Source organism: Mesorhizobium sp. M1163 (assembly GCF_040318415.1).
Taxonomy (GTDB): domain Bacteria; phylum Pseudomonadota; class Alphaproteobacteria; order Rhizobiales; family Rhizobiaceae; genus Mesorhizobium.
The window spans coordinates 14,598-36,637 of the sequence record NZ_JAMYMF010000026.1 but is presented as its reverse complement, the minus strand read 5'-3'; the positions used below and the strand labels follow the sequence as shown (position 1 = coordinate 36,637).

Sequence of the window (22,040 nt, the reverse complement as noted above, 5' to 3'; positions counted from 1 at the left end):
AACGTCGTGAGTAAGGATTCGTATATTCACAAGGTGCTGCCCGGTTCGCCTGATGGACCGCTGCTCTTCGTCTTCCATGGCACCGGCGGCGACGAGGCCCAGCTTCTGTCGCTTGGACGCGATCTTGTGCCGCAAGCGACGATCGTCGCTCCGCGCGGCGATGTTTCGGAACAAGACGCTGCACGCTTCTTTCGCCGCGCCGGCGAGGGCGTCTACGACATGGGCGACCTCACGCGAGCGACAGAGAAGATGGCCGGCTTCGTCAAGGCACATGTCGAGGCGGCAAAGCCATCTTCGGTGCTCGGCCTCGGTTACTCCAACGGCGCCAACATCCTGGCCTCGGTGCTGTTTGCCGAGCCGTCGCTGTTCGACGCAACGGTGCTGATGCATCCGCTGATCCCGTTCGAGCCGGAGGTCAAGGGCAGCCTTGGCGGCAGTCACATCCTGGTCACCGCCGGCAGGCGGGACCCGATCTGTCCGCCTAATTTGACGGTGCGGCTCGAAGCCTATTTGCGCGCCGATGGCGCCGATGTCACAGTCGAGTGGCATGACGGCGGCCATGAGGTGCGGCCGAGCGAGATCGAGGCGGCGCGGCGGTTGTTCGCCGTGGCGCCGGACGAAAGGACCGCAAGCCATGTCTGACCTATTGCCGGAGATCGAACTGGAGGACCGCGGCTCGAAGGGCCGCTATCTCCTGCGTGGGCCGGGCGGCGCCGAGGCGGAGATGACTTTCACCAAGATCGGCGAGCACCAGATCATCATCGACCATACCGAAGTGCCGGATGCATTTCGCGGCCAGGGCGCGGGGCTTCGCCTGGTCACCCGTGCCGTCGAGGATGCGCGTGCGGCGGGCAAAACGATCATCCCGCTTTGCCCGTTCGCCAATGCCCAGTTCCGTCGCCATCCGGAATGGGCGGACGTGCTGAAGCGGTAAGAGACAGCCATCGATGAATGACAGGAGAAAGGGTGCGCGGCTTTACCGCGGGCCTCTTCGGCCATTGGAGGCGTACAAACACAGCGGCAACATGCGGGATTTGCGAAGAGCGCCCGTCTTGCCTAAGTATTGCCAACAAACCGGCTCGCCGTCTGCGGCCCGACCACTTCAACCGAATGGCCCTCCATGACCGAATCCGATCTCGTTCCCGTCTTCGACGGCCACAACGATACGCTGCTCAGGCTTTACCAGTCGAAGGATGCGGACGTCGAAAAGCTGTTCGTCGAGGGGACGCCGGGTGGCCATATCGACCTGCCGCGCGCGAAGAAAGGCGGATTTGCCGGCGGCATGTTCGCGATCTTCCCGCCGCCTGTCGAGAAATCCAAACGCGGCTCGGTGCCGCTGGCGCCGAGTGACAGCGAGCCCTTGCCGCCCGAGGTTCCGCGCGCCGATGCGCTCAACTCCACCATGGCGATGGCCTCGATCCTGTTCAGGCTAGAGCGGGCTTCGGCGCTCACCGTTTGCCGCAGCGCCGGCGACGTGAGGAAGGCGATGGCGCAAGGCTCGATCGCGGCGGTGTTCCATATCGAAGGGGTCGAGGCGATCGATCCTGAGCTCACCCTGCTTGACGTCCTCCACGCAGCCGGCCTGCGTTCGCTCGGTATCGTCTGGAGCCGTCCCAATGCCTTCGGCCACGGCGTGCCGTTCCGTTTTCCGTCGTCGCCCGATACAGGGCCAGGGCTGACCGATGCCGGCAAGGCGCTGGTGAAAGCCTGCAACCAGCTGAAGATCATGATCGATCTTTCGCATCTCAACGAAAAAGGTTTTCGCGACGTCGTCGAAATCAGCGATGCACCGCTGGTCGCGACCCACTCCAACGTGCACGCGATTTGCGGCCATTCGCGCAACCTCACCGAATGGCAGCTCGGCGCAATCCGCGACTCGGGCGGCATGGTCGGGCTGAACTTCGCCACCGGGTTCCTGCGTGAGGACGGCAGGATGAACGCCGATACCAGCCTCGACATCATGGTGCGCCATGTCGATTCGCTGCTGCAGGCGCTGGGCGAAGACGGCGTTGGCCTCGGCTCGGATTTCGACGGCGCCATGATTCCTGCCGTGATCGGCGACGTTGCCGGCCTGCCGAAGCTGCTCGACGCGTTCGCAGCACGCGGCTTCGGGCGCGCGTTGATCGAGAAGATCGCCTATCGCAATTGGCTCAGTATGCTGGAAAAGACCATCGGCTAGGGCACCCAAAAGTACGCTCCGCTCCGGTTCTCGGAACCCACAATTTTCGACTCGGCCTGACCTGAATCTCAACACGCCCCAGGGCGAGTTATTCAAAACCTATGCGTTTAAGCCAGTCCTGGCCAATGCCGCGATCGCGGATGATCGGCAGCGGATCGGTCGAGTCCAGCCTCGCACAAATGCGGTAGACCTCCAGCGTTTCAGCGCTCATCTCGCCGCGTTTGTAGAAGAACATGGCCGCGGCATAGCGGGTGCGGCCCGACCATTTTTCGCCGAGCGGCGTGTTGACCAGCTGCCACTGTTCGGCGGCTTCGGCGTCATCCTCATGACGTTCGGCTTCGTCGGACATGCTCAGAAATCCGCGGGCGGATTGGCGGTGCGGCGGTCGAGCCTGACGAACGGCCGCGCCACGATTTTGGCCCGCTTCATCAGCTTCTGGTACTGCAGCTCGCGCATGGCGTAGATCTCGACCCAGAGGTCGTCGACGATGGTCTCGCCGAACGGCCGCGTCAGCGAGGCGATGGCGATGTTGCGCTTGGCCATTGGCGACCACATGGCGGCGCTGACCAGTCCGACCTCCTGGCTTTTCCTGTGGTAGACGATCGCGTGCTCGGCCGGGATATTGCCCTCGATCTGCAACCCGACCAGGACATGGCTAAGACGCTTCTTCGCCCGTGCGTGGAGTATTGCGCGGCGGCCGTTGAAATGACCCTTTTCCAAGTCGACCATGAAGCCGAGGCCGATCTCGTCCGGCATGCGCAGGCGATCGGCGCGGATGGCATGCTCGGCGGTGACGAAATCTGCATTGGCGACGATCAGCCCGGCTTCGAGCCGGGCGCGGTTCAATGCGGCGTAGCCGATGGCGCGGATGCCGCGCAGCTCGCCCGCCGTCATCAGCCGATCCCAGAGGCTGAGCGCCTTATCCGTTTGCACGAACAACTCGTAGCCGAGATCGCCGGTGAAGCCGGTGCGCGAGATGGTGATGGTGACGCCGTCATGCGGAAACTCGGCGAGGTCGAATATTTTCAGTTTTTCTATACCTGCAAAACCTGCATCGCGCAGCACGGCAAAGGAGGTCGGGCCTTGCAAGGCGAGGCCGGCGACGGTTTCGGTCTCTTCTTCAACCGCCACGTCGAAGCCAATGGCGCTGTCCAGAAGCCACGGCAGATGCCGCTCCTGCGAGCACAGCCGGAACCGTGTCGGCGATAGCCGAAACAACGTGCCGTCGTCGAGGACAAAGCCCTGATCGTCGCACCAGGCGGTGTAGTTGACGCGGCCGGGCTTCAGCCTAGTCACGTCGCGCAATGTCAGGCGGTCGAGGAAGGTCTCGGCATCCGGTCCCTCGATGCGGTACTTCGTCATCGGCGAGATGTCGAACAGAGCGGCCTGGCTGCGGATGGCGAAATATTCGAGATCCTCGTCCCATAGGGAATGTGGGGCGCGATAGCCGGCCCAATTGTACCAGTCGTTCGTCTTCGCCAGCGCATCAATGCGCGCCTGGAACGGCGTGTCGAGGCGCAAACTGCGGAAATGGGATTGTGCCGCGATGCGGGCATCGGATGGGCCAATGGGCTGATGGTTCATCACGGCGTTCTTTCGCCGTGGAGCACGGTCTTGGCTCGTTGCACCATGACAGCTACCCCCTCACCGTAATGATGCGCCTTGCGGCATTCAGGCCCGGCACGCCGGAGACCCCGCCGCCCGGATGCGAGCCAGCGCCTGCAAGGAACAGCCCGTCCACCAGCGTGTCGTAGCCGGACCAGCCGGAGATCGGCCGTGACATCAGCATCTGGTCGGCCTGCAGTTCGCCGTGGTGCCAGTGCCCACCCGGCATCCGGTAGCGCGCCTCGATGTCGGCCGGCGTCAGCAGGTCGGCATGGAGCACGCTGCCGCCGATTCCCGGCGCATAAGCCTCGAGTTCAGCCATTAAGACTTTGAGGAATTTCGGCTTGCCGACGCTCCAGCCCTCTTTCAAGGCATAGGGGGCGTATTGCACCACCGCGGACAGCACGCAGGCCCCCTCGGGCGCGAGCGAGGCGTCCGACAGCGAGGGCAGCGTGATCTCCATCACCGGTTCGGGTGAGAACTCGCCATATTTCGACGGGTTGAAGGCGCGCTCGACATGATCGGTCGAGGGCGCGATGACGAGACGGCCACGGTGGCCGGCGGCATCGACGCCGACGAATTGCGGTGGCTGGTCGAGCGCCAGATTGAGCTTCGCAGCATCGCCCTTCATGCGGATATTGCCGACCTTGCGAACGAAGCCGGTGTCGACTTCACGCGGGCCGACAAGGTCGATCATGGCCGTCGCCGGGCTGATGGCGGACACGACCGTTGTCGCGCGGATTTCCTCGCCGCTGTCGAGCAGCACGCCGACGGCGCGGCCCTTCTCGACGATAATCTTTGCCACCGGCGTCGCGGTGCGGATGGTCACGCCGGCCTGTTGCGCCGATGCGCGAATGGCGGCTATGACGGCGCCCATGCCGCCCTTCGGCAGCATCTGCGCGCCGGCGGAACCGCCGGTCTCGCCGGCCAGGCGGTAATAGAGACCGAGCAGCGAGGTCGGCGAGCGCGGGCCAAGATGGCTGCCGAGCGTAGCGTCGAAGGCAAGCAGGCCCTTCAGCCGGTCGTCGGCAAGCTGCTCGTCGAGCAGGTCGGCAACGTTCATCAACAGCACGCGCAGGAAATCGCGCATGTCCTCCTTGCCAAGCTTCTTCAGCGCCAGTCCGGTTTGGCCGAGCGCTGCCGTGTTGGCGAGCGACATGGCGCCGAGATCGGGCGGCCGGCGTGACAAGAACAGCTTCAGGATGCCGGCGTAGCGCAGCAGCTGTGCCCGCAACTCCTTCCAGGCGGACTGCTCGGCAGGACTGGTGCCGGTCAGCACCTCGCCATAGGCGCCATGCAGGAAAAGCGGCGGACCGCTTTTCGCCAGCACCACCGACGGCGCGAAGTCGCCGCGTGCGACCTGCAGCCCGTGCTTCTCCAGCTCCAATACCTTCACCACATCGGGGTGCAGCCGGTTCAGCAGATGGGCGATCGACGAAACACGAAATCCGGGCGCGAATTCCTCCGTGCGCGCGGCGCCGCCGACCTCGCCGGCGGCTTCCAGCACCAGCACCTTGCGGCCGCTCTTCGCCAGAACGGCGGCGGCGACGAGGCCATTATGGCCGCCGCCGATGACGACAACATCCCATTTGTCAGATGACGTCATGGGCCGGGCTCATATGCTGATTTGGCTTGGCGAGATCACGCAGGATCTCGGCGGCGGCATTGCGGCCCGGCGCGCCCATGACGCCGCCACCGGGATGGGTCGAGGAGCCGCAAATGTAGAGTCCATCGACCGGCGAGCGGTATTGTGCGTAGCCCGGCACGGGGCGGTTGAACAACAACTGGTCGAAGGTCAATTCACCCTGGAAGATATTGCCTTCGGTGAGGCCGACCTCGGCCTCGATCTCGCGCGGCGTGCGCACTTCCATGTGGACGATGCGGTCGCGGAAGCCCGGCGAATAGTCCGATATCTGCGCGATCACGCTTTCGGCAAAGCCGTCGCGGTCGGCGTCGGTCCAGCCGCGGCCGTCCACCTTCGGTGGCGCATATTGCACGAAGCAGCTCATGAAATGCTTGCCGGGTGGAGCCATGGTCGGGTCGAGCGTCGTCGGGATCACCATGTCGAGGAAAGGATCGGCCGACCAGCGCCCGGCCTTCCAGTCGTCATAGGCACGCTCCATGCGCTCGATCGAATCGGTGAAATGCATGTCGCCACAATAGACGGGCGAATCCCTCGGCAGCGCCGGGAATTCCGGCAGTGAATCGAGCGCGATGTTGACCTTGCCTGACGAGCCGCGGATCTTGAAATTCCTGACCCGGCGCAGGAAAATCTCGGGCAATTCCTTTTCCTCGACCAGCTTGAGGAAGGTGCGCTTCACGTCGGCGTTGGAAACCACGAGCTTGCCGTATATTTCCTCGCCGCCGGCCAGCACCACGCCTTTGGCCTTGCCGCGCCGGATCAGCACATGGTCGACCTCGGCGCCGGTACGGATGGTGCCGCCCGAAGCCTGGAAGGATGCGGCGAGCGCCTCGGTGACCGCGCCCATGCCGCCGCGCGCATAGCCCCAGGCGCCGACCGAGCCGTCGACCTCGCCCATATAATGATGCAGCAGGACATAGGCGGTGCCGGGCGACATCGGCCCGAGCGCGGTGCCGATGATGCCGACAAAGCGAAATTCGCCTTGATCACGTCGGTCTCGAAATATTCGTCGAGAAAGTCGGAGATCGACATGGTCCAGAAGCGCAGCGTCAGCGCCATTTCCTCCGCAGTGAGCCCCGTGAACTTCTTGCCGAGATAGAGCAGTTCGCCAAGGTCGCGCGGCCGCAGGCTGGTCGGGTCGGGCGCCGTGCGCATCAGCAGCGGCTGGATGAAGCGGCACTGCCGCGTCACGTCGCGGGCATAACGATCATAGGCCTCGGCATCGCGTTTGGAGAACCGCGCGAATTCGCGCCGGTGGGCATCGTGGTCGCGGTAGTTGGCGAGATAGTCGCCATCGCGGGTGAACACCGCGCCGCCCTCATAGGAGATCACCTGCAGGCCGAAGCGCGGCAGCTCGAGGTCGCGCATGATCTCCGGGCGGAACAGCGAGCAGACATAGGAGCAGTTGGAATAGAGGAAGCCGGGCGTCAGCTCGCGGCTGGTGGCGGCACCACCGACCCAGTCGTTCTTCTCGACGACCAGCACGTCGAGCCCGGCACGCTGCAGGTAGCAGGCATTGACCAGCCCGTTATGCCCGCCGCCGATGACGATCGCGTCCCAGCTCTTCACTTTGGCCCAGCCTTCATCGTGCCCGACCTTCTTTTCGTGTGATGCGCCCCCAATAAGCCGAATTTCGCACGAAGACGGTCATCCTGTCCAGCCATATTGAATGAATGTTCAACAAATGATGTTGCGTTTTCGTGTTTATGCGCTAGGCTTTGGCTCATTCGAGGATAGCCTTGGGACCAGGGTTTGATGATCGAAACGGCAGAGGCCGAACCGGAGTATGACGACACCGCCATCCGCTTCCTCGAGGCGCTGTGGGGCGACGGCTATTTGTCGCCGGGTGGGCCAGAAGAGGTCGACCGGGTCGTCGAAGGGCTGTCGCTTGCGGGCAAGACAGTCCTCGACATGGGCTGCGGTTCCGGCGGCATCACGCTGCATCTCATCGAGCGTCACCGCGCGGCCCACCTCACAGGCTTCGACGTCGAACGGCCCGTGATCGAGACGGCCAGGAAGCGGGCCGCTGCGCGCGGGCTCGCGCGTCGCGCCGATTTCATCCAGGCGGCGCCAGGACCGCTGCCTTTTGCCGACGGTGCCTTCGACGTCGTATTTTCCAAGGACGCGCTGCTGCACGTGGCGAACAAGGATGCATTGTTCGCCGAGATATTCCGCGTCCTGAAGCCTGGCGGCGTCTTTGCCGCGTCGAACTGGATGATCTCGCATGATGGCGAGCCGTCGCCCGAGATGAAGGCCTATGTCGCCGCTGAAGGCCTGTCCTTCGCCATGGCATCGCCGGCCCGCTATGTGCAGGCGATGCGCCAGGCCGGCTTTGCCGACATCACCGTGCGCGACCGCAAATCCCTGGTATCGCGAGATCGCGGGGGAGGAGCTGAACCGCTTGAAGGGGCCGCTCTACCCGGTGGTCGCGGCTGCCGTCGGCGCGGCCTATGTCGACAAGAATATACGAACCTGGGAAGCCATGCAGAAGGTGCTTGACACAGGCGAGCACCGTCCCACTCATCTTCGCGGCCGAAAGCCGGTTGGCTAGCCGGCGATGCTGGAGACCATCAATCCCATGAAGACAACAGAGGCGCGCGAAGCCCTCCTCGAGGCGACGCGAAAGAGCGACACCGAAAAGCGTGGCCGCAAGGCGTCGAAAGAGACCAGGCAGCTTCAACTGATCGAAGCGACGATCGATTCACTGGCCAAGCGCGGCTATTCGGATACGACGATGGCCGACGTTGCCGACGGTGCCGGCCTGTCGCGCGGCATCGTCAATTTCCATTTCGAAAGCAAGGAGAAGCTGCTCGTCGCGACTTTGCAATACATGTATGACGAGTATTCGGCGCATTGGCGCAGCGCCTTGCAGAAGGCCGGCGATGATCCCGCCCGCCAGTTGCAGGCATTGGTCGCGGCCGATTTCGACCGCTCGATCTGCAACAAGCGCAAGCTGGCGGCCTGGTGTGCGTTCTGGGGCGAAGCCAAATCGCGGCCGACCTATCAGGCGCTGAGCAGCGCACGCGACGCCGTCTATCAGAACATCTTTATCGACCTTTGCGCGACGCTCAAGCAGAGCGGCGGCTATTCTTATGAGCCGCAGGTGATGGCGCTGGCGCTCAGCGCCATGCTGGAGGGACTGTGGCTGCGGCTGATGATGGGCACCGAAGACACCACGCGCGAGACTGCGCTGCAGGCCGCGAACGCGTTCCTGTCCGCGGCATTTCCCAAGCATTATCCGTGGCCGACAGCCGGCGGTGCCAAGCCGGCGTGAAACAATCAAAAGAGGATGGAACAGCAATGAAGACAATGACGCGACGCCCGACGCTGACATTGACGCTGACATTGGCATTGGCCGGAGCGCTCGCCGCTTCGGCGGCGGCGCTGGCTGCGGACAGGGATCTCGTCGTGTTCGACTGGTCTGGCTACGAGGAGCCCGGCTTCCATCCGAAATATGTCGAAAAGAACGGCGATTCGCCGACTTTCACCTTCTTCGGCGACGAGGACGAGGCGTTCGAAAAGGTCCGCTCCGGTTTCAAGGCCGATCTTGGCCATCCTTGCTCGCAAAGCGTGGTGAAATGGCGCGAGGCCGGCCTGCTGCAGCCGCTCGACACCTCGAAGATATCAGGCTGGAAAGACCTCAATCCCGGCATAATGGCGATGAAGGATCTCGCCACCACCGCCGACGGCAAGGCCTGGTTCATGCCTTGGGACTGGGGCAACACGCAGCTGACCTACAATTCCGACAAGATCGATGCGAAGGACGTGCAGTCGTTGAAGGCCTTCGCCGATCCGAAGTTCAAGGGCCGGGTTTCCGTCGGTGACAATGTCGACGACGCCTACGCGCTGGCCAGTCTCGCCATCGGCCTGAAGGACTGGACCAAGATGACGGACGACCAGTTCAAACAGGCATCAGGCTTCCTGCGCCAGGTGCACAAGAACGTCCGCTCCTACTGGACCGACTCAACCGATATCGTGCAGCTGTTGAGCGGCGGCGAGGTCGATCTCGCATGGGCCTGGAACGACGCGACGGTGCAGTCTGTCGCCGCCGGCGTGCCGATCAAGGCCAAGAAGGACACCGACGAGGGCATTTCGACCTGGGTCTGCGGCTATGTGCTGTTCAAGGATGCGCCCGGCAATGCCGACAAGGCCTATGATTATCTCAACGCCGTCAACGATCCGGAAGTCGCCAAGGTCCTGGTCAAGGACTGGGGCTACGGCCAGGCCAATGCCAATGGCATGGCCGGCGTCGACCAGGTGGTGCTAAAGGAGAAAGGCTATGACGACGTGCAGAAGTTCGTCGACAAGACGCTGTTCCAGTCGCCGGTTCCATCCGATCTCAAGCTCAAGATGATCGCCGAGTTCGAGAAGATCAAAGCCGGCTATTGAGCTCTCCTCGCTTGGCCCGTCTGCCCACGGACATAGCGGGCGGACGGGCTCGCCAAAGCTCCCGAATTCTCCTAACGTCGCCGCGGTGTTTCCCGCGATGAGGAGCTTTGCGCCATGAATTCCGTGCTTCGCCGCCTGGCCATCGCCGCGGCCTGCGCAATCGGCGCAGGCACAGTCGCGGCACTTGCGGCAGGCGGCGGCGACCTCGTCGTGTTCGACTGGTCGGGCTATGAGGACCCGCTGCTGCATCCGGCCTACACCGCCGAACAAGGCGCCGAGCCGACCTTCGCCTTCTTCGGCGACGAGGAAGAGGCCTTTCAGAAAATGCGGGCCGGCTTCAAGGCGGACATTGCGCATCCCTGCTCGCAAAGCGTGGTGAAATGGCGCGAGGCCGGCATGCTGCAGCCGCTCGACACCAGCCGTATCGCCGGCTGGAAGGATCTCAATCCCGGCATCATGGCGATGAAGGATCTCGCCACCACCGCTGACGGCAAGGCCTGGTTCATGCCTTTCGACTGGGGCAATACGGCCCTGCTTTACCGCACCGACCATGTGACGCCGGATCAGGCGCAGTCGCTCAGGATCTTTGCCGATCCGAAGTTCAAGGGGCGCGTTACCATTGGCGACAATGTCGACGACGCCTACGCGCTGGCCAGCCTGGTCATCGGCCTCAAGGACTGGAACAAGATGACCGACGCGCAGTTCAAGGACGCCTCGGCATTTCTGCGTGACGTGCACAAGAACATCCGCTTCTACTGGACCGACGACACCGATATCAATCAGGCCTTCTCCGGCAACGAGGTCGATCTCGCCTGGGGCTGGAACGAGACTTTCGTCACCCTCAAGGGCCAAGGCGTGCCGATCGCCATGAACCGCGATACCAAGGAAGGCCTGTCGACATGGGTGTGCGGCTATGTGCTGATGAAGGACGCACCGGGTGATCTCGACCAGGCCTATGATTTCCTGAACGCTGTCAATGCGCCTGCTGTATCCGACTATCTGGTCAAGACGTTCGGCTATGGCCATGGCAACGCCGCTGCCATGGCGGCGATCGATCCCAAGATCCTGGCCGAGCGCGGCTTCGACGATCTCGACAAGTTCCTCGACAAGACGCTGTTCCAGCAGCCGGTGGCGCCGGAGCTCAAGCAGCGGATGATCGCCGAATTCGAGAAGATCAAGGCCGGCTATTGACGTCCGAGATCGAACGAGCCGAGGTGGTCGTCGTCGGCGCCGGCTTCACCGGCCTGTCGGCGGCGCATGAGCTGAACAACGCTGGCGTCGATTTCGTGCTGCTCGAAGCCCGCGACCGCGTCGGCGGACGCGTCGAAGCCATGCCGAACGGGCTCGGCGAGCGCATCGACAGCGGCGGCCAGTTCCTGTGCGAGGACATGCCCGAACTGATGGCGCTGGTGCGGGCACGCGGCAAGACGCTGGTCGGGACGCATTTCGCCGGCGAATTCATCACCCAACCGCGGATGAGCGAGGCGCAAGCCGAGCGCACTTATGGCACCGCCATGCGAATACGCGAGCGGATGAACGCGATTGCACCGGACGATCCGGCCATTGCCGGTTTGACCGTCGCGGCATGGCTCGATCGCCAGAATGATCCCGATGAAGCCAAGGCGGTCTTTCATTCGCTGATCGAGGGCCTTTGGTGCCTGGCAGTGGAAAGGCTGCCGCTGTGGTACCTGATCGACAACGACCGCCGCATCACCAACGAGGTGTCGGAACTGCAGTATTTCGTGCGCGAAACCATGCATTCGCTGGCAGACGACCTGGCCCGCGACCTCGGTGGTCGCCTGCGGCTGAACACGCCGGTCAAGAGCATAGAGCGCGGACCGCAAGGGGTTCGCGTCGTCTCGGCCGCAGGCTCAATCGAGGCGCGAGCGGTGCTGGTCGCAGTCCCGCCGATGATGGCGTCGAGACTGGATTTCGTACCGCTGCTGCCGGCTGCGCTGGAAGCAGCGCTCGGCGTCTGGCAAAGCGGCGCGGTAATCAAGATGCTGGCGCGTTATCCCACGGCCTTCTGGCGGGACAGGGGCTTGAGCGGCATGGTGATGTGGCGCGATCCGCACGGGCTTTTTGCCTGCGACGCCGGCAATGACGACGGTCATCCAGCCCTTGTCGTCTTCATCGGCGGGCCGCTGGCCCGGCGCTGGCGCGAACTGGGCGAGGCGGAACTGCGCGCCAAGGTGACGTCAAAACTGGAGCAAGCGCTTGGCGCCGAGGCGGCCGGCTTCTCCGATCTCAGCTACCGTGACTGGACGGACGATCGCTGGAGCGGTGGCGGCTACAGCGACCTTATCGTCGATGCGACGGCAACCAATGCCGAACGCATCATCCGCGCCGGCGCGCCGCCGGTCCATTTCGCCTCGTCGGAGCTGTCGCCGTCATTCCCAGGCTATGTCGAGGGTGCAATCGTCGCCGGGCGTATTGCTGCGCAAAGGATCATTCAATCTGCCATCGCCACCAAGGCCTCTGGGTCGTAGGCGAGGCGGATCGTGGTGCCGACCGGAATGTCGTCAGCGCCGAAGTCGTTGGTCTCGGTCACCGACAACGGCTTTTCCAGCCCTGGTATCTCGACGATCAGATGGGTGATCTCGCCAAAATAATGGCGCTCGACCACCTTGCCCGCGACCTCGAATTTTGCCGTCGCATCGTCCCACAGAACGCGCAGGCGCTCGGGCCGGATGCCAAGCGTCGCGGCGGTGCCATTGCGCACAAAAGCTTTCGGCTTGTCGGTCTTGACGCGGCCGAAGCCCAGCGTGTCGAGCACCAGCGAGGCGCCGTTCTCCTCGACGATCTCGGCCTTGACAAAATTCATGCCGCCGAGGAAGTCGGCCACCTGGCGATTGACCGGCCGCTGGTAGATCTCCTTCGGCGATGCGACCTGCGCAATCATGCCGCCGAACATCACTGCGATGCGATCCGACATGGCCAGTGCCTCATATTGGTCGTGGGTTACCAGGACAAAGGTGATGCCGACCGCCTGCTGCAGACGGCGCAGCTCGACCTGCATCTGCTCGCGCAATTTCTTGTCCAGCGCCGACAGCGGCTCGTCGAGCAAAAGCACTTTTGGCCGCATCACCAGCGCACGAGCCAGCGCCACGCGCTGACGCTGGCCACCGGAAAGCTCGGTGGCGAGACGCTTGCCGAGGCCGGTCAGCGACACCTGGGCGAGGGCTTCTTCGACACGGCGCCTTTCCTCCGTGCCGGCCAGCTTCAGCCGCTTCAGGCCATAAGCGACGTTCTGCTCCACATTGAGATGCGGGAAGATGGCGTAGCTCTGGAACACCATGTTGGTCGGCCGGCGGTTGGCGGGGATGCCTTCCATCGGTTGGCCATCGACGGAGATCGAGCCGCTGGTCGGATTGTCGAAACCTGCGATCATGCGCAACAGCGTGGTCTTGCCGCAGCCGGACGGGCCAAGCAGCGAAAAGAATTCGCCCTCCCTGATGGTCAGCGAGGCGTCGTCCAGCGCCTTGAACGAACCATAGCTGCGCGTGACGTTGCGGACCTCGATCATAGAGCGTTCGATTTGGGGCCGCTCAGGCATGGAAGGCTCCCTCGTTCTGGGTGCGCCTGGCCGCGCGGCGGCGCAGGATTTCGGCGGTCGTCATCAAAAGAAACGAGGCAACCAGCAACAGCGTGCCCAGCGCCAGCACGCCGGGCAGTTTCGCGGCGAAACGCAACTGGCCCCAGATATAGATCGGCAGTGTAGCCTCGGTGCCGGTCAGGAAGAAGGCGATGAGGAACTCATCGAGCGAAATGGTGAAGCAGACGAGCAGGCTTGAAATGATCGCCGGCGCCACCATCGGCAGCGTCACCCGCCGAAACGTGCCGAAGGCGCTCTCGCCGAGATCGGCGGAGGCTTCCTCCAGGCTGCGGTCGAAGCCCTCGAAGCCAGCGGTCAGCACCGTCATCGAATAGGGAACGCAGACCAGGACGTGGCCAAGCACGACGGTGAACAGCGACAGGCTCAAACCGAGTTGCAGGATCACCAGTAGCAAGGAGATGGCAACGATGATTTCGGGCAGTACCAGCGGCGCCATGATCAGGCCGTTGATGGCGCGGCGGCCGGGATAGCGGTAGCGGGTGATCGAGCGGGCGGCGAGGATGCCAAGAACGGTCGACAGGATGGAAGCCGATACCCCGACGACCAGGCTGTTCCAGGTGGCGTCGAGCAGCGCCGGCGTGCGCGGCAGGTCGTGGTACCATTTCAAGGTGAAGCCGGAGAGCGGGAATTTCGGCGTCGCGGCGGTGTTGATGGAGAAGATCGGCAGGAAGATAACCGGCAGATAGAGAAACACGACGTAGAGGAACGCATAGGCCGGCAGCAATCGGCCCGGCAGCAAGCGGCGCATCGCCGTCATCGCGCCGGCCTCATCGCGCCGGCCTCATCGCGCCAGCCTCATCGTGCCAGCCGCTGGGCGGCACGGATGATCAGAACCGTGGCGCCTGCGATCAGCGTCACAACCAGCATCGTGGTGACGGAGAGTGCAGCACCCAGCGGCCAATTGGAGGCCTTGCCGAATTGCGCCTGGATGGCATTGGCGATCATGACGCCGTCCTTGCCGCCGACAAGCTTCGGCGTGACGTAATCGCCGACCGTCGGGATCATGACGATCAGCGCTGCCGAAATGATGCCGGGCGCCGAAAGCGGCAGCGTCACGCGCAGGAAGGAACGGACAGGGCCATCGCCGAGGTCCGTGGCCGCCTCGACCAGCGTGCGGTCGATTTTTTCCAGCGAGACGAAGATCGGCAGGATGGCGAAGGCTGCCCAGGCGTGGGTCAGCGTGATGATGACGGCAGTCGAATTGTAAAGCAGCGCGGTCGACGGCTCGTCGATGATGCCAAGGCCCATCAGGCCGGAATTGAGCACGCCATTATAGCCGAGGATGACCTTCCACGACATTACCCGCAGCAGATAGCTGGTCCAGAACGGGATGGTGATCAGGAACAGCCACAGGCCCTTGTGGCGGCCGCCGTGGAACGAGATGAAATAGGCGATCGGATAGGCGAGCACGACCGTGAAGAAGCTCACCGTCAGCGAGATGTAGAGCGAGCGCCACAGCAGGTCGCGATAGATCGGCTCGGTCAGCGCAAGGCGGTAGTTTTCAAGCGTGAAGGTATGGTCGACAGTGAGGTAATTCTGCGTCCAGAAGGAGTGCGCGATGACCGCCAGGATCGGCAGCACCAGAAGTATCAGCGCATAGACGAAGGTCGGGCTGATCAGGGCAAGACCCTGAACGGGTTCTGATTGCAGAAGGGCGTTGCGCCTGGCCCGCGTCATGCCGAAAGCGGGCGACCCTTCCGCGGCCACCATCATTGCAGGCCCTCGGGCAGGGTCTCCGGCGTGATTTCGGTTGCTGGCGCGGACTGTCCTGCCATGCGGCATCCCATTGCTGGAACCGGCTATCTGTTCCCACTTTATGCCCAGGCGCTATCGCGCTCCGAGCTTGCCGGCTTTCTTCATCATGCGCGCATCGGCGGATTGAAATCAAGCGCTATTTCTGCAATATTGATTGAACGGCCATTCAAAATTAACGAAGAAAGCCGAGCTTTCCTGGAGCGTGAACCAGCTTCGTGTCCGGTGAAATTGCGGCATACAATGCGAGGCGAAGATGGCGGCGGCAAGAGACATCACTTCGACCGAAATGGCTGGAGCCGGCGCTCAGGATGCCGTCGAACTGGCCAAGCGCCATCTTGTCCAGCCCTGGCCGTTCGCCGGCTCGGTCGGCGCGGAGGCACGCGCCCTGATCGGCGCGGGCGAGGGCATCTACATCACCGATGCCACCGGCAAGCGGCTGATCGACGGACCGGCGGGCATGTGGTGCATCAATGTCGGCCACCGTAGCGAAGAGCTCGCCAAGGTAATGTACGACCAGGCGATGGCGCTGTCCTACAACACGCCGTGGTACACGATGAATGCGCCGTCGGCGGAACTGGCCATGCGAATCGCCGGCCACGCGCCGGGCGATCTCAGCCATGTTTTCTTCACCACGGGCGGCTCCTCGGCGGTCGAGACGGCGCTGCGCTTTATGCAATTTTACAACAATGTGCGCGGCCGCCCGGAAAAGAAGCTGATCCTGAGCCGGGGCGGCGCGTATCACGGCTCGACCTATCTGTCGGCCTCGCTTAACGGGCGTCCGCGCGACCGTGACTGGATGGATGGCGCAGACGAGCTGGTCGTCAAATTGTCCTCACCCGATCCGTTCCGCCGTCCGAAGGGCATGAGCGTTGCCGCTTTCACCGATGCGCTGGTCGCCGAATTCCGCGACACAGTCGCCCGCGTCGGCGCCGACAGGATCGGTGCTTTCGTCGGCGAGCCGGTGCAGGCATCAGGCGGGGTCATCGTGCCGCCCGAAGGCTATCTCCAGCGCATCCGGCAGATCTGCCGCGACAACGACATCCTCTATGTTTCCGACGAGGTGGTGACCGCCTTCGGCCGGCTCGGCCATGTCTTTGCCTCCGGCGAGGTGTTCGGCATCGAGCCCGACATGATCACCTTCGCCAAGGGTGTGACCTCAGGCTATTTCCCGCTCGGCGGCGTCATCCTTTCGGAACGGCTGCTGGAGGAGCTGCGCCGCTCGAACCATCCAGACGCCATGTTCGGCCATGGCCTGACCTACACCAGCCATCCGGTCGGCTGCGCGGTGGCGCTGAAGAACCTCGATATTCTGGAAGAAAGCGTGCTGGCCCATACGCGCGAGGTCGCGCCCTACTTCCAGGCGCAACTGAAGACGCTGGAGGAATTGCCGCTGGTCGGTGAGGTGCGCGGCATGGGGCTGATGGGCTGCGTCGAATGCGTCGCCGACCGCGACAGCAAGGATCCACTGCAGCTCGACAAGGATGTCGGCAAACGCATCGACGCGCATTGCCACGAGCTCGGCCTGTTGGTCCGGCCACTGATCAACATGTGCGTGATGTCGCCGCCATTGATCATCACGCGCGAGCAGGTCGACGACATGGTGTCGATCCTGCGCGAAGGCATTTCGCGCACGATGGACGATCTGCGCCGGGAAGGTGTCTGGCGGGGATAAGCGTTTATTGCCGGCAATCTCGCCATTGCTGACAGCGGTCGTCCGCGCTTACGATGTACGTCAGGGCCTCGATCGCCTGCATCTGGCCGCATCTCTGGGAAACAAACATTGACCGACCTATCGAACCTGTTCGGCCTCGCCGGCAAAACCGCTTTCATCTCCGGATCGAGCCGCGGCATCGGCTTTGCCATGGCGAAGGCGCTGGCGAGCGCCGGCGCGACGGTGATCATCAATGGGCGGGACGAAGACCACGTTCAAAAGGCACTCGGATCGTTGGCCGAATCCGGTATCCAGGCGATCGGCTCCACCTTCGACGTGACCGTGGCTGAAGACGTCGAGCGTGAAATCGGCAGGCTGGAAGCAGAGCGCGGCCCGATCGATATTCTCGTCAACAATGCCGGCATGCAGCACCGCGCGCCATTCGCCGATTTCCCGCTCGACATGTTCGACAGATTGATGCGGACAAACCTTTACAGTGCATTCTATGTCACCCGGCCGGTGGTCCGCTCGATGATGGCCCGCAAGACCGGGTCCATAATCAACATATGTTCGGTGCAAAGCGAACTGGGGCGTTCCTCGATCGTGCCATACACGGCATCGAAGGGTGCGATGAAAATGCTGACCAAGGGGCTTGCCACCGAGCTTGGCCCACACGGCATCAGAGTCAATGGTATCGGCCCAGGCTACTTCCGGACAGAACTGAACGAGGCGCTGGTGCAAGACGCCGAATTCTCGCGCTGGCTGGTCGGGCGCACACCGCTGGCCAGATGGGGCGAAGTCGACGAACTGGGCGGCGCCGCGATCTTCCTGGCATCCAATGCATCGAGCTTCATGACGGGCCAGATCATCTATGTCGACGGCGGCATGACCGGCTCGGTATGACCGCGGTCATCGCTGTCAGTGCGTGGGAGATCGGTCGACCTCGAGCCGCCCTGCAAAAGGCAGAGCCGTCATTTGCACACTCTTACCTTGACCGCTAAGCTTCTCCGGCTGGGGTATTTTCCTCAGATCACATTCGCCATCCCAAGGACCCCATGACACCCGACACAGCAGCGCGCGAACAGTTCGCCATCGATCTCGCGCGGCGCGCTGGCGCGCTCGGCCTGAAATATTTTCGCGATCTCGACAGCCTCGCCATCGAGAGCAAAGGTCATCAGGATATGGTTTCGCAGGCCGACCGCGAGGTCGAGCTGTTCATCCGCGCGGCAATGAAAGCCGCCTACCCGACCGATGGAATTGTCGGCGAGGAGCATGCCTCGGTCACCGGATCGAGCGGGCATGTCTGGGTGATAGATCCGATCGACGGCACCGCGAACTTCGTGCGGGGCATTCCGGCCTGGTGTGTGGTCATCGCTTGCGCCAAGGACGGCGACACTGTCGTGGGCGTCATCCACGAACCCTCCACGGGCGAGACTTTTCATTGCCGTAAGGGCGGCGGCGCCTTTCTCGACGGCAAGCCGATCAGGGCAAGCGCGGCCACCAGCCTGACCGACGGTTCGTTGGGCACCGGGTTTTCCAACCGCGCCGATATGCAAAACGTCGCCACGCTCATCGGCTTGCTGTTTTCCAAAGGCGGCGTGTTTTTCCGTAACGCATCCGGTGCGCTGATGCTCGCCTATGTGGCCGCTGGCAGGCTGCTCGGCTATGTCGAAGAGCATATGAACGCGTGGGACTGCCTGGCAGGCATGCTCCTGGTGGAAGAAGCCGGCGGCACGATCGTCAAGCCCGACCCAAAGACGGTGCTGGAAGGAGGCGCGCTGGTGATTTGCGGCGGCAGCGGCGTGTTCGCCCAGATCCGCCAACTCTGCGTGCAATCCTTCAAGCTTTGATCAGAACCGGTCCGCGCTCCGGAAAGCCGATCCCGACGCTGTCGCCTGCCTGAAATGGCGCATCGATATTGGGCGATATTGCAAACACCTGGCCGTGCGGTGTGCCGATGATCAGTTCGAGATGGCTACCGACATAGGTGACCTTTTCGAGACTGCCGGCGATCGTCCGCGGCGTGCCGGCAGCCCCGATCCCGATCCGGCTCGGCCGGACCGCCAGCTTCGCCGGGCCGGCCCGGTGGCCACGCGCCGGCAGTTTCAAGGCCAGCGAACCCAGCCGGACGGTGGCTTCATCGCCTTCTACCGAAACCACCTCGCAATCCAGGATATTGGCTTCGCCGATGAAATCGGCGACGAAAGCGTTGGCCGGCGCGTCATAGAGTTCGCGCGGCGTACCGTCCTGTGCGATCACGGCTTTGTTCATGACGATGATACGGTCCGAAACCGCCAGCGCCTCTTCCTGGTCATGCGTGACATAGACCACCGTCAGCCCGAGCTTGGTCTGGATTTCCCTGATTTCCTCGCGCACGTGTCGACGTAGCTTGGCGTCGAGATTTGAGAGCGGCTCGTCGAACAGCAGCACTTGCGGTTCGAGCACCAGCGCCCGCGCCACCGCCACGCGCTGCTGCTGGCCGCCAGACAATTCGCTGGGCAGGCGCGCCTCGAAACCGGTCAGGCCGACCATTTCCAGCCCGGCACGGGCACGCGACGCAGCCTCCTTCTTGTCATGGCCGGAGAAGCGCAAGCCATAGGAGACGTTCTCCATCACCGTCATATGCGGGAACAGCGCATAGGATTGGAAAACCATGGACACGTCGCGGTCGGTAGCGGGCAGGCGCGTGACGTCTTTGCCGCCGATCAGAATGCGGCCGCTGGAAGGCATTTCGAGTCCGGCGATCATGCGCAACGTCGTCGTCTTGCCGCAGCCGGAGGGCCCGAGAAGCGTCACCAGCTTGCCGGCTTCGATCGCAAGCGAGATGTCGTCGACCGCCGCCGTGCTGGCGCCCGGATATGTCTTGGTGACATGGTCGAAGGTCACCGAGGCGGCGTTGCCGCGAATTTCGGCCATCACCCAGCTCCTGCTATCGTCGTCGGGCCGCCTGCCGTTCCGGGCAGGCTGACATTGGTGCGCACGCTCCAGCCGTCGCCCGGCTGGATGCCGCGCCGGCCGATATTGCGGCTGCCGACAACCAGCTGCATCAGGCCGATCACCATCAACGTGACGACGATAAGCACCGTCGAATAGGCGATGGCGATGCCGTATTCATTGTTCTCGACACGTCCCACGATGTAGCTGGTCGAAAGATCGTAGCGCGCGCTGACCAGGAAAATGACGGCGCTGATCGCGGTCATGGCGCGCACGAAGGAATAGACGAGCGCCGCCAGCATTGCCGATCTCAGCAAAGGCAGGATGACGCGTCTGAAGGTCTGCCACGAGTTGGCGCCAAGCGTCAGCGAGGATTCATCCAGGCTGCGGTCGATCTGCGACATCGAGGCGACGCCGGCGCGCACGCCCACCGGCATGTTGCGGAAGATGAACGACAATACGAGGATGATGCCGGTCCCGGTCAGTTCGATCGGCGGCACGTTGAAGGCAATGATGTAGCTGACGCCGATTACGGTTCCCGGAATCGCGAACGAGAGCATGGTCGCGAATTCGAAGGCATTCTTGCCGCGGAAATTCTGGCGGACCAGAAGGTAGGCGGTCAGAAGCCCTATTCCGGCCGTCAGCGGCGCCGATATCAGCGCGATCTCCATGGTCGTCCAGAAGGAGCTCCATGCCGAGCCCGACCAGTGGATGCCGAACTCATTCCAGCCGACGGAAAACGCCTTCCTGTAGTGCTCCAATGTGAGGCTCTGGTCGACCCCCCAGAGCTTGACGAAGCTGCCGTAGAAGATCACCGCGTAGACCAGCACGGTGAAGGCCGTCCACAGTCCGGCGATGACATAGAGCGCGTATGTCAGCCCGGCAGGCAAGCGCGGATGGACGCCGGCGTCGCCCTTGCCGGTGACGGTGGTGTAAGGGCGCCTGCCGATCCAGAAGCGCTGGGCATAAAACGCGCCGAGCGTGAAGGCCAGCAGCACCAGCGCCAGGATCGCGGCAAGTGCCGCATCGTTCTGCGCGCCGACGATGGCGAAGAAGATTTCTGTCGACAGCACGTCGTAATTGCCGCTCAGCACCAGCGGATTGCCGAAATCGGCCATGCTCTCGATGAAGCCGAGCAGAAAGGCGTTGGCCAGTCCCGGCCGCATCAGCGGCAGGGATACCGTCCAAAACGTCTGCCAGCGGCTGGCTCGGAGCGTCTGTGAGGCCTCTTCCATGGACGGGCTGACGCCTTCGACGACGCCGATCAGCACCAGGAAGGCGATCGGCGTGAAGGCTAGAACCTGGGCAATGAGCATGCCGGGAAGTCCATATACCCAGCGTGTCGGCTGGAAGCCGAAGACACTGGCCACGCTCTGCGTCACCGCGCCTGACAGTCCGAACAACAGGATGATGGCAAGGCCGATGACGAAAGCCGGCGTGATGATCGGCAACACGGTCAGGGCGCGCAGCAGCTTGCCATAGCGGAAATCGGTACGGGTCACCACCAGCGCGAACACCAGCCCCAGAAACATGGTCAGCAGGCCGACGAGCACGGCCAGCAGCAGCGAATTCCAGGCCACGCCGCAGCGGCTGCCGCCGGCAAGACAAGCCAGGCTCCACAGCCGCGAACTGAACAGCTTGGCCAGGAACGCGACAGGCGAGTAGCCGCCATCGTCGGTCTGCATGGCATTGGCCAGCATCATCAGGATCGGCATGAAGATGAAGATGGCAACCATGGCGACGACTAAGCCGATCGAACCGACGACGAAGACGTCGCCAGAGACGGCGCCGCGCGCGGCAACACCCAGGGTGAAAAGGAACAGAAAGGCACCGCTGACCAGCAAGGCGCCGTAGCCCATGCCGAATTGGCGGTCGCCAAGTTCGCCGAACGTGCTGGTGAGCCAGCCGAACTGCCAGCCGCGCAGCCCGATGGCGAAGCCCTGGAACAACAGCCAGCCAAATCCGGCGGCGCCGACGATGATCAGCAGCCGGCTGAAAAACGGATCGGATTTGGTGCGGCCCCACAGAAGCAGCGGCGCCGCCAGCAGCAGGCCGAGCGGCGCCAGCCACAGTTTCTCGCCCTTGAGCGCCAGAACCAGTGCCGGCGCGAATTCGCTGTCGGACGGGTAGCCGTCGAACAGCCAGGAAAAGCCGAAGAACCCGTCCTCGATGCCGTACCAAGGCAGCACGGCAAACCCCAGCCATCCGACCGCCATCCAAAGGAGGGCGACCGGTTCAATGGGCCAGCGGGTTTCGCGGAAGCGCATCT

Annotated in this window: 19 protein-coding genes and 1 pseudogene; 11 read left to right on the top strand and 9 right to left on the bottom strand. The window is 63.3% G+C overall.

Annotated elements, in window-relative coordinates:
• Positions 1-6 precede the first annotated feature (6 nt).
• The 3 genes from NKH43_RS23160 to NKH43_RS23150 all read left to right on the top strand — a co-directional run bounded on the left by NKH43_RS23160 (position 7) and on the right by NKH43_RS23150 (position 2,179).
• Positions 7-642: an alpha/beta hydrolase gene (locus NKH43_RS23160; protein WP_023720909.1), complete on the top strand. Its 636-nt coding sequence runs from the start codon at positions 7-9 to the stop codon at positions 640-642.
• Positions 635-934, top strand: a complete 300-nt coding sequence (locus NKH43_RS23155; protein ID WP_352476216.1) for a GNAT family N-acetyltransferase — start codon at positions 635-637, stop codon at positions 932-934. The genes NKH43_RS23160 and NKH43_RS23155 overlap by 8 nt, the downstream gene beginning before the upstream one ends.
• Positions 935-1,120: 186 nt before the next feature.
• Entirely contained in the window at positions 1,121-2,179 is a 1,059-nt protein-coding gene (locus NKH43_RS23150) for a dipeptidase (RefSeq protein WP_352547168.1), read from the top strand.
• A gap of 88 nt (positions 2,180-2,267) precedes the next feature.
• Here the strand turns inward: NKH43_RS23150 and NKH43_RS23145 are convergent, their stop codons facing one another.
• From NKH43_RS23145 to NKH43_RS23130, 4 genes and pseudogenes are all read right to left on the bottom strand, one after another.
• Entirely contained in the window at positions 2,268-2,528 is a 261-nt protein-coding gene (locus tag NKH43_RS23145; protein WP_023720906.1) for a hypothetical protein, read from the bottom strand.
• Between the two features lie 2 nt (positions 2,529-2,530).
• Entirely contained in the window at positions 2,531-3,763 is a 1,233-nt protein-coding gene (locus tag NKH43_RS23140; RefSeq protein ID WP_352860079.1) for an aminomethyl transferase family protein, read from the bottom strand.
• 52 nt (positions 3,764-3,815) lie between these two features.
• Positions 3,816-5,390, bottom strand: a complete 1,575-nt coding sequence (locus tag NKH43_RS23135) for a phytoene desaturase family protein (RefSeq protein WP_352860078.1) — start codon at positions 5,388-5,390, stop codon at positions 3,816-3,818.
• Positions 5,377-6,995, bottom strand: a pseudogene (locus tag NKH43_RS23130) (phytoene desaturase family protein). The gene NKH43_RS23135 and the pseudogene NKH43_RS23130 overlap by 14 nt, the downstream one beginning before the upstream one ends.
• Positions 6,996-7,181: 186 nt before the next feature.
• Between NKH43_RS23130 and NKH43_RS23125 the strand changes: the two are divergent.
• From NKH43_RS23125 to NKH43_RS23105, 5 genes are all read left to right on the top strand, one after another.
• Positions 7,182-7,925 (top strand): methyltransferase domain-containing protein, encoded by a 744-nt coding sequence (locus NKH43_RS23125; RefSeq protein WP_352860076.1) that lies wholly within the window; start codon positions 7,182-7,184, stop codon positions 7,923-7,925.
• A gap of 58 nt (positions 7,926-7,983) precedes the next feature.
• Positions 7,984-8,700 (top strand): transcriptional regulator BetI, encoded by a 717-nt coding sequence (gene betI, locus NKH43_RS23120; protein WP_031194530.1) that lies wholly within the window; start codon positions 7,984-7,986, stop codon positions 8,698-8,700.
• A gap of 26 nt (positions 8,701-8,726) precedes the next feature.
• Positions 8,727-9,815: an ABC transporter substrate-binding protein gene (locus NKH43_RS23115; RefSeq protein ID WP_352480842.1), complete on the top strand. Its 1,089-nt coding sequence runs from the start codon at positions 8,727-8,729 to the stop codon at positions 9,813-9,815.
• Positions 9,816-9,929: 114 nt separating this feature from the next.
• Positions 9,930-11,006: an extracellular solute-binding protein gene (locus NKH43_RS23110; RefSeq protein WP_352860074.1), complete on the top strand. Its 1,077-nt coding sequence runs from the start codon at positions 9,930-9,932 to the stop codon at positions 11,004-11,006.
• Positions 11,003-12,304 (top strand): flavin monoamine oxidase family protein, encoded by a 1,302-nt coding sequence (locus tag NKH43_RS23105; RefSeq protein ID WP_352860072.1) that lies wholly within the window; start codon positions 11,003-11,005, stop codon positions 12,302-12,304. The genes NKH43_RS23110 and NKH43_RS23105 overlap by 4 nt, the downstream gene beginning before the upstream one ends.
• Here the strand turns inward: NKH43_RS23105 and NKH43_RS23100 are convergent.
• From NKH43_RS23100 to NKH43_RS23090, 3 genes are read right to left on the bottom strand one after another with little or no spacing between them, the layout of a single operon-like run.
• The gene (locus NKH43_RS23100; RefSeq protein ID WP_352860105.1) at positions 12,268-13,341 is read right to left on the bottom strand and encodes an ABC transporter ATP-binding protein; all 1,074 of its coding nucleotides are present in this window, start codon (positions 13,339-13,341) and stop codon (positions 12,268-12,270) included. The two genes, NKH43_RS23105 and NKH43_RS23100, sit on opposite strands and share 37 nt — an antisense overlap.
• A gap of 22 nt (positions 13,342-13,363) precedes the next feature.
• Positions 13,364-14,188, bottom strand: coding sequence for an ABC transporter permease (locus tag NKH43_RS23095; RefSeq protein WP_352860070.1), 825 nt, complete (start codon positions 14,186-14,188; stop codon positions 13,364-13,366).
• Between the two features lie 38 nt (positions 14,189-14,226).
• A complete protein-coding gene (locus tag NKH43_RS23090) occupies positions 14,227-15,144 on the bottom strand; it encodes an ABC transporter permease (protein ID WP_352480838.1) in 918 nt (305 codons plus the stop codon).
• 295 nt (positions 15,145-15,439) lie between these two features.
• On the opposite strand from NKH43_RS23090, the gene NKH43_RS23085 reads away from it, so the two are divergent.
• The 3 genes from NKH43_RS23085 (at position 15,440) to NKH43_RS23075 (ending at position 18,687) form a co-directional block, all read left to right on the top strand.
• A complete protein-coding gene (locus tag NKH43_RS23085; RefSeq protein WP_352860069.1) occupies positions 15,440-16,858 on the top strand; it encodes an aminotransferase in 1,419 nt (472 codons plus the stop codon).
• Between the two features lie 108 nt (positions 16,859-16,966).
• On the top strand, positions 16,967-17,740 hold the full coding sequence (locus NKH43_RS23080; RefSeq protein ID WP_352860067.1) for a glucose 1-dehydrogenase: 774 nt from the start codon (positions 16,967-16,969) through the stop codon (positions 17,738-17,740).
• A 152-nt stretch (positions 17,741-17,892) separates the two neighbouring features.
• On the top strand, positions 17,893-18,687 hold the full coding sequence (locus NKH43_RS23075) for an inositol monophosphatase family protein (protein WP_352480835.1): 795 nt from the start codon (positions 17,893-17,895) through the stop codon (positions 18,685-18,687).
• On the opposite strand, the gene NKH43_RS23070 is transcribed toward NKH43_RS23075, so the two are convergent.
• On the bottom strand, positions 18,677-19,753 hold the full coding sequence (locus NKH43_RS23070; RefSeq protein WP_352480834.1) for an ABC transporter ATP-binding protein: 1,077 nt from the start codon (positions 19,751-19,753) through the stop codon (positions 18,677-18,679). The genes NKH43_RS23075 and NKH43_RS23070 overlap by 11 nt on opposite strands.
• On the bottom strand, positions 19,753-22,038 hold the full coding sequence (locus NKH43_RS23065; protein WP_352860065.1) for an ABC transporter permease: 2,286 nt from the start codon (positions 22,036-22,038) through the stop codon (positions 19,753-19,755). The genes NKH43_RS23070 and NKH43_RS23065 overlap by 1 nt, the downstream gene beginning before the upstream one ends.
• Positions 22,039-22,040: the final 2 nt, after the last annotated feature.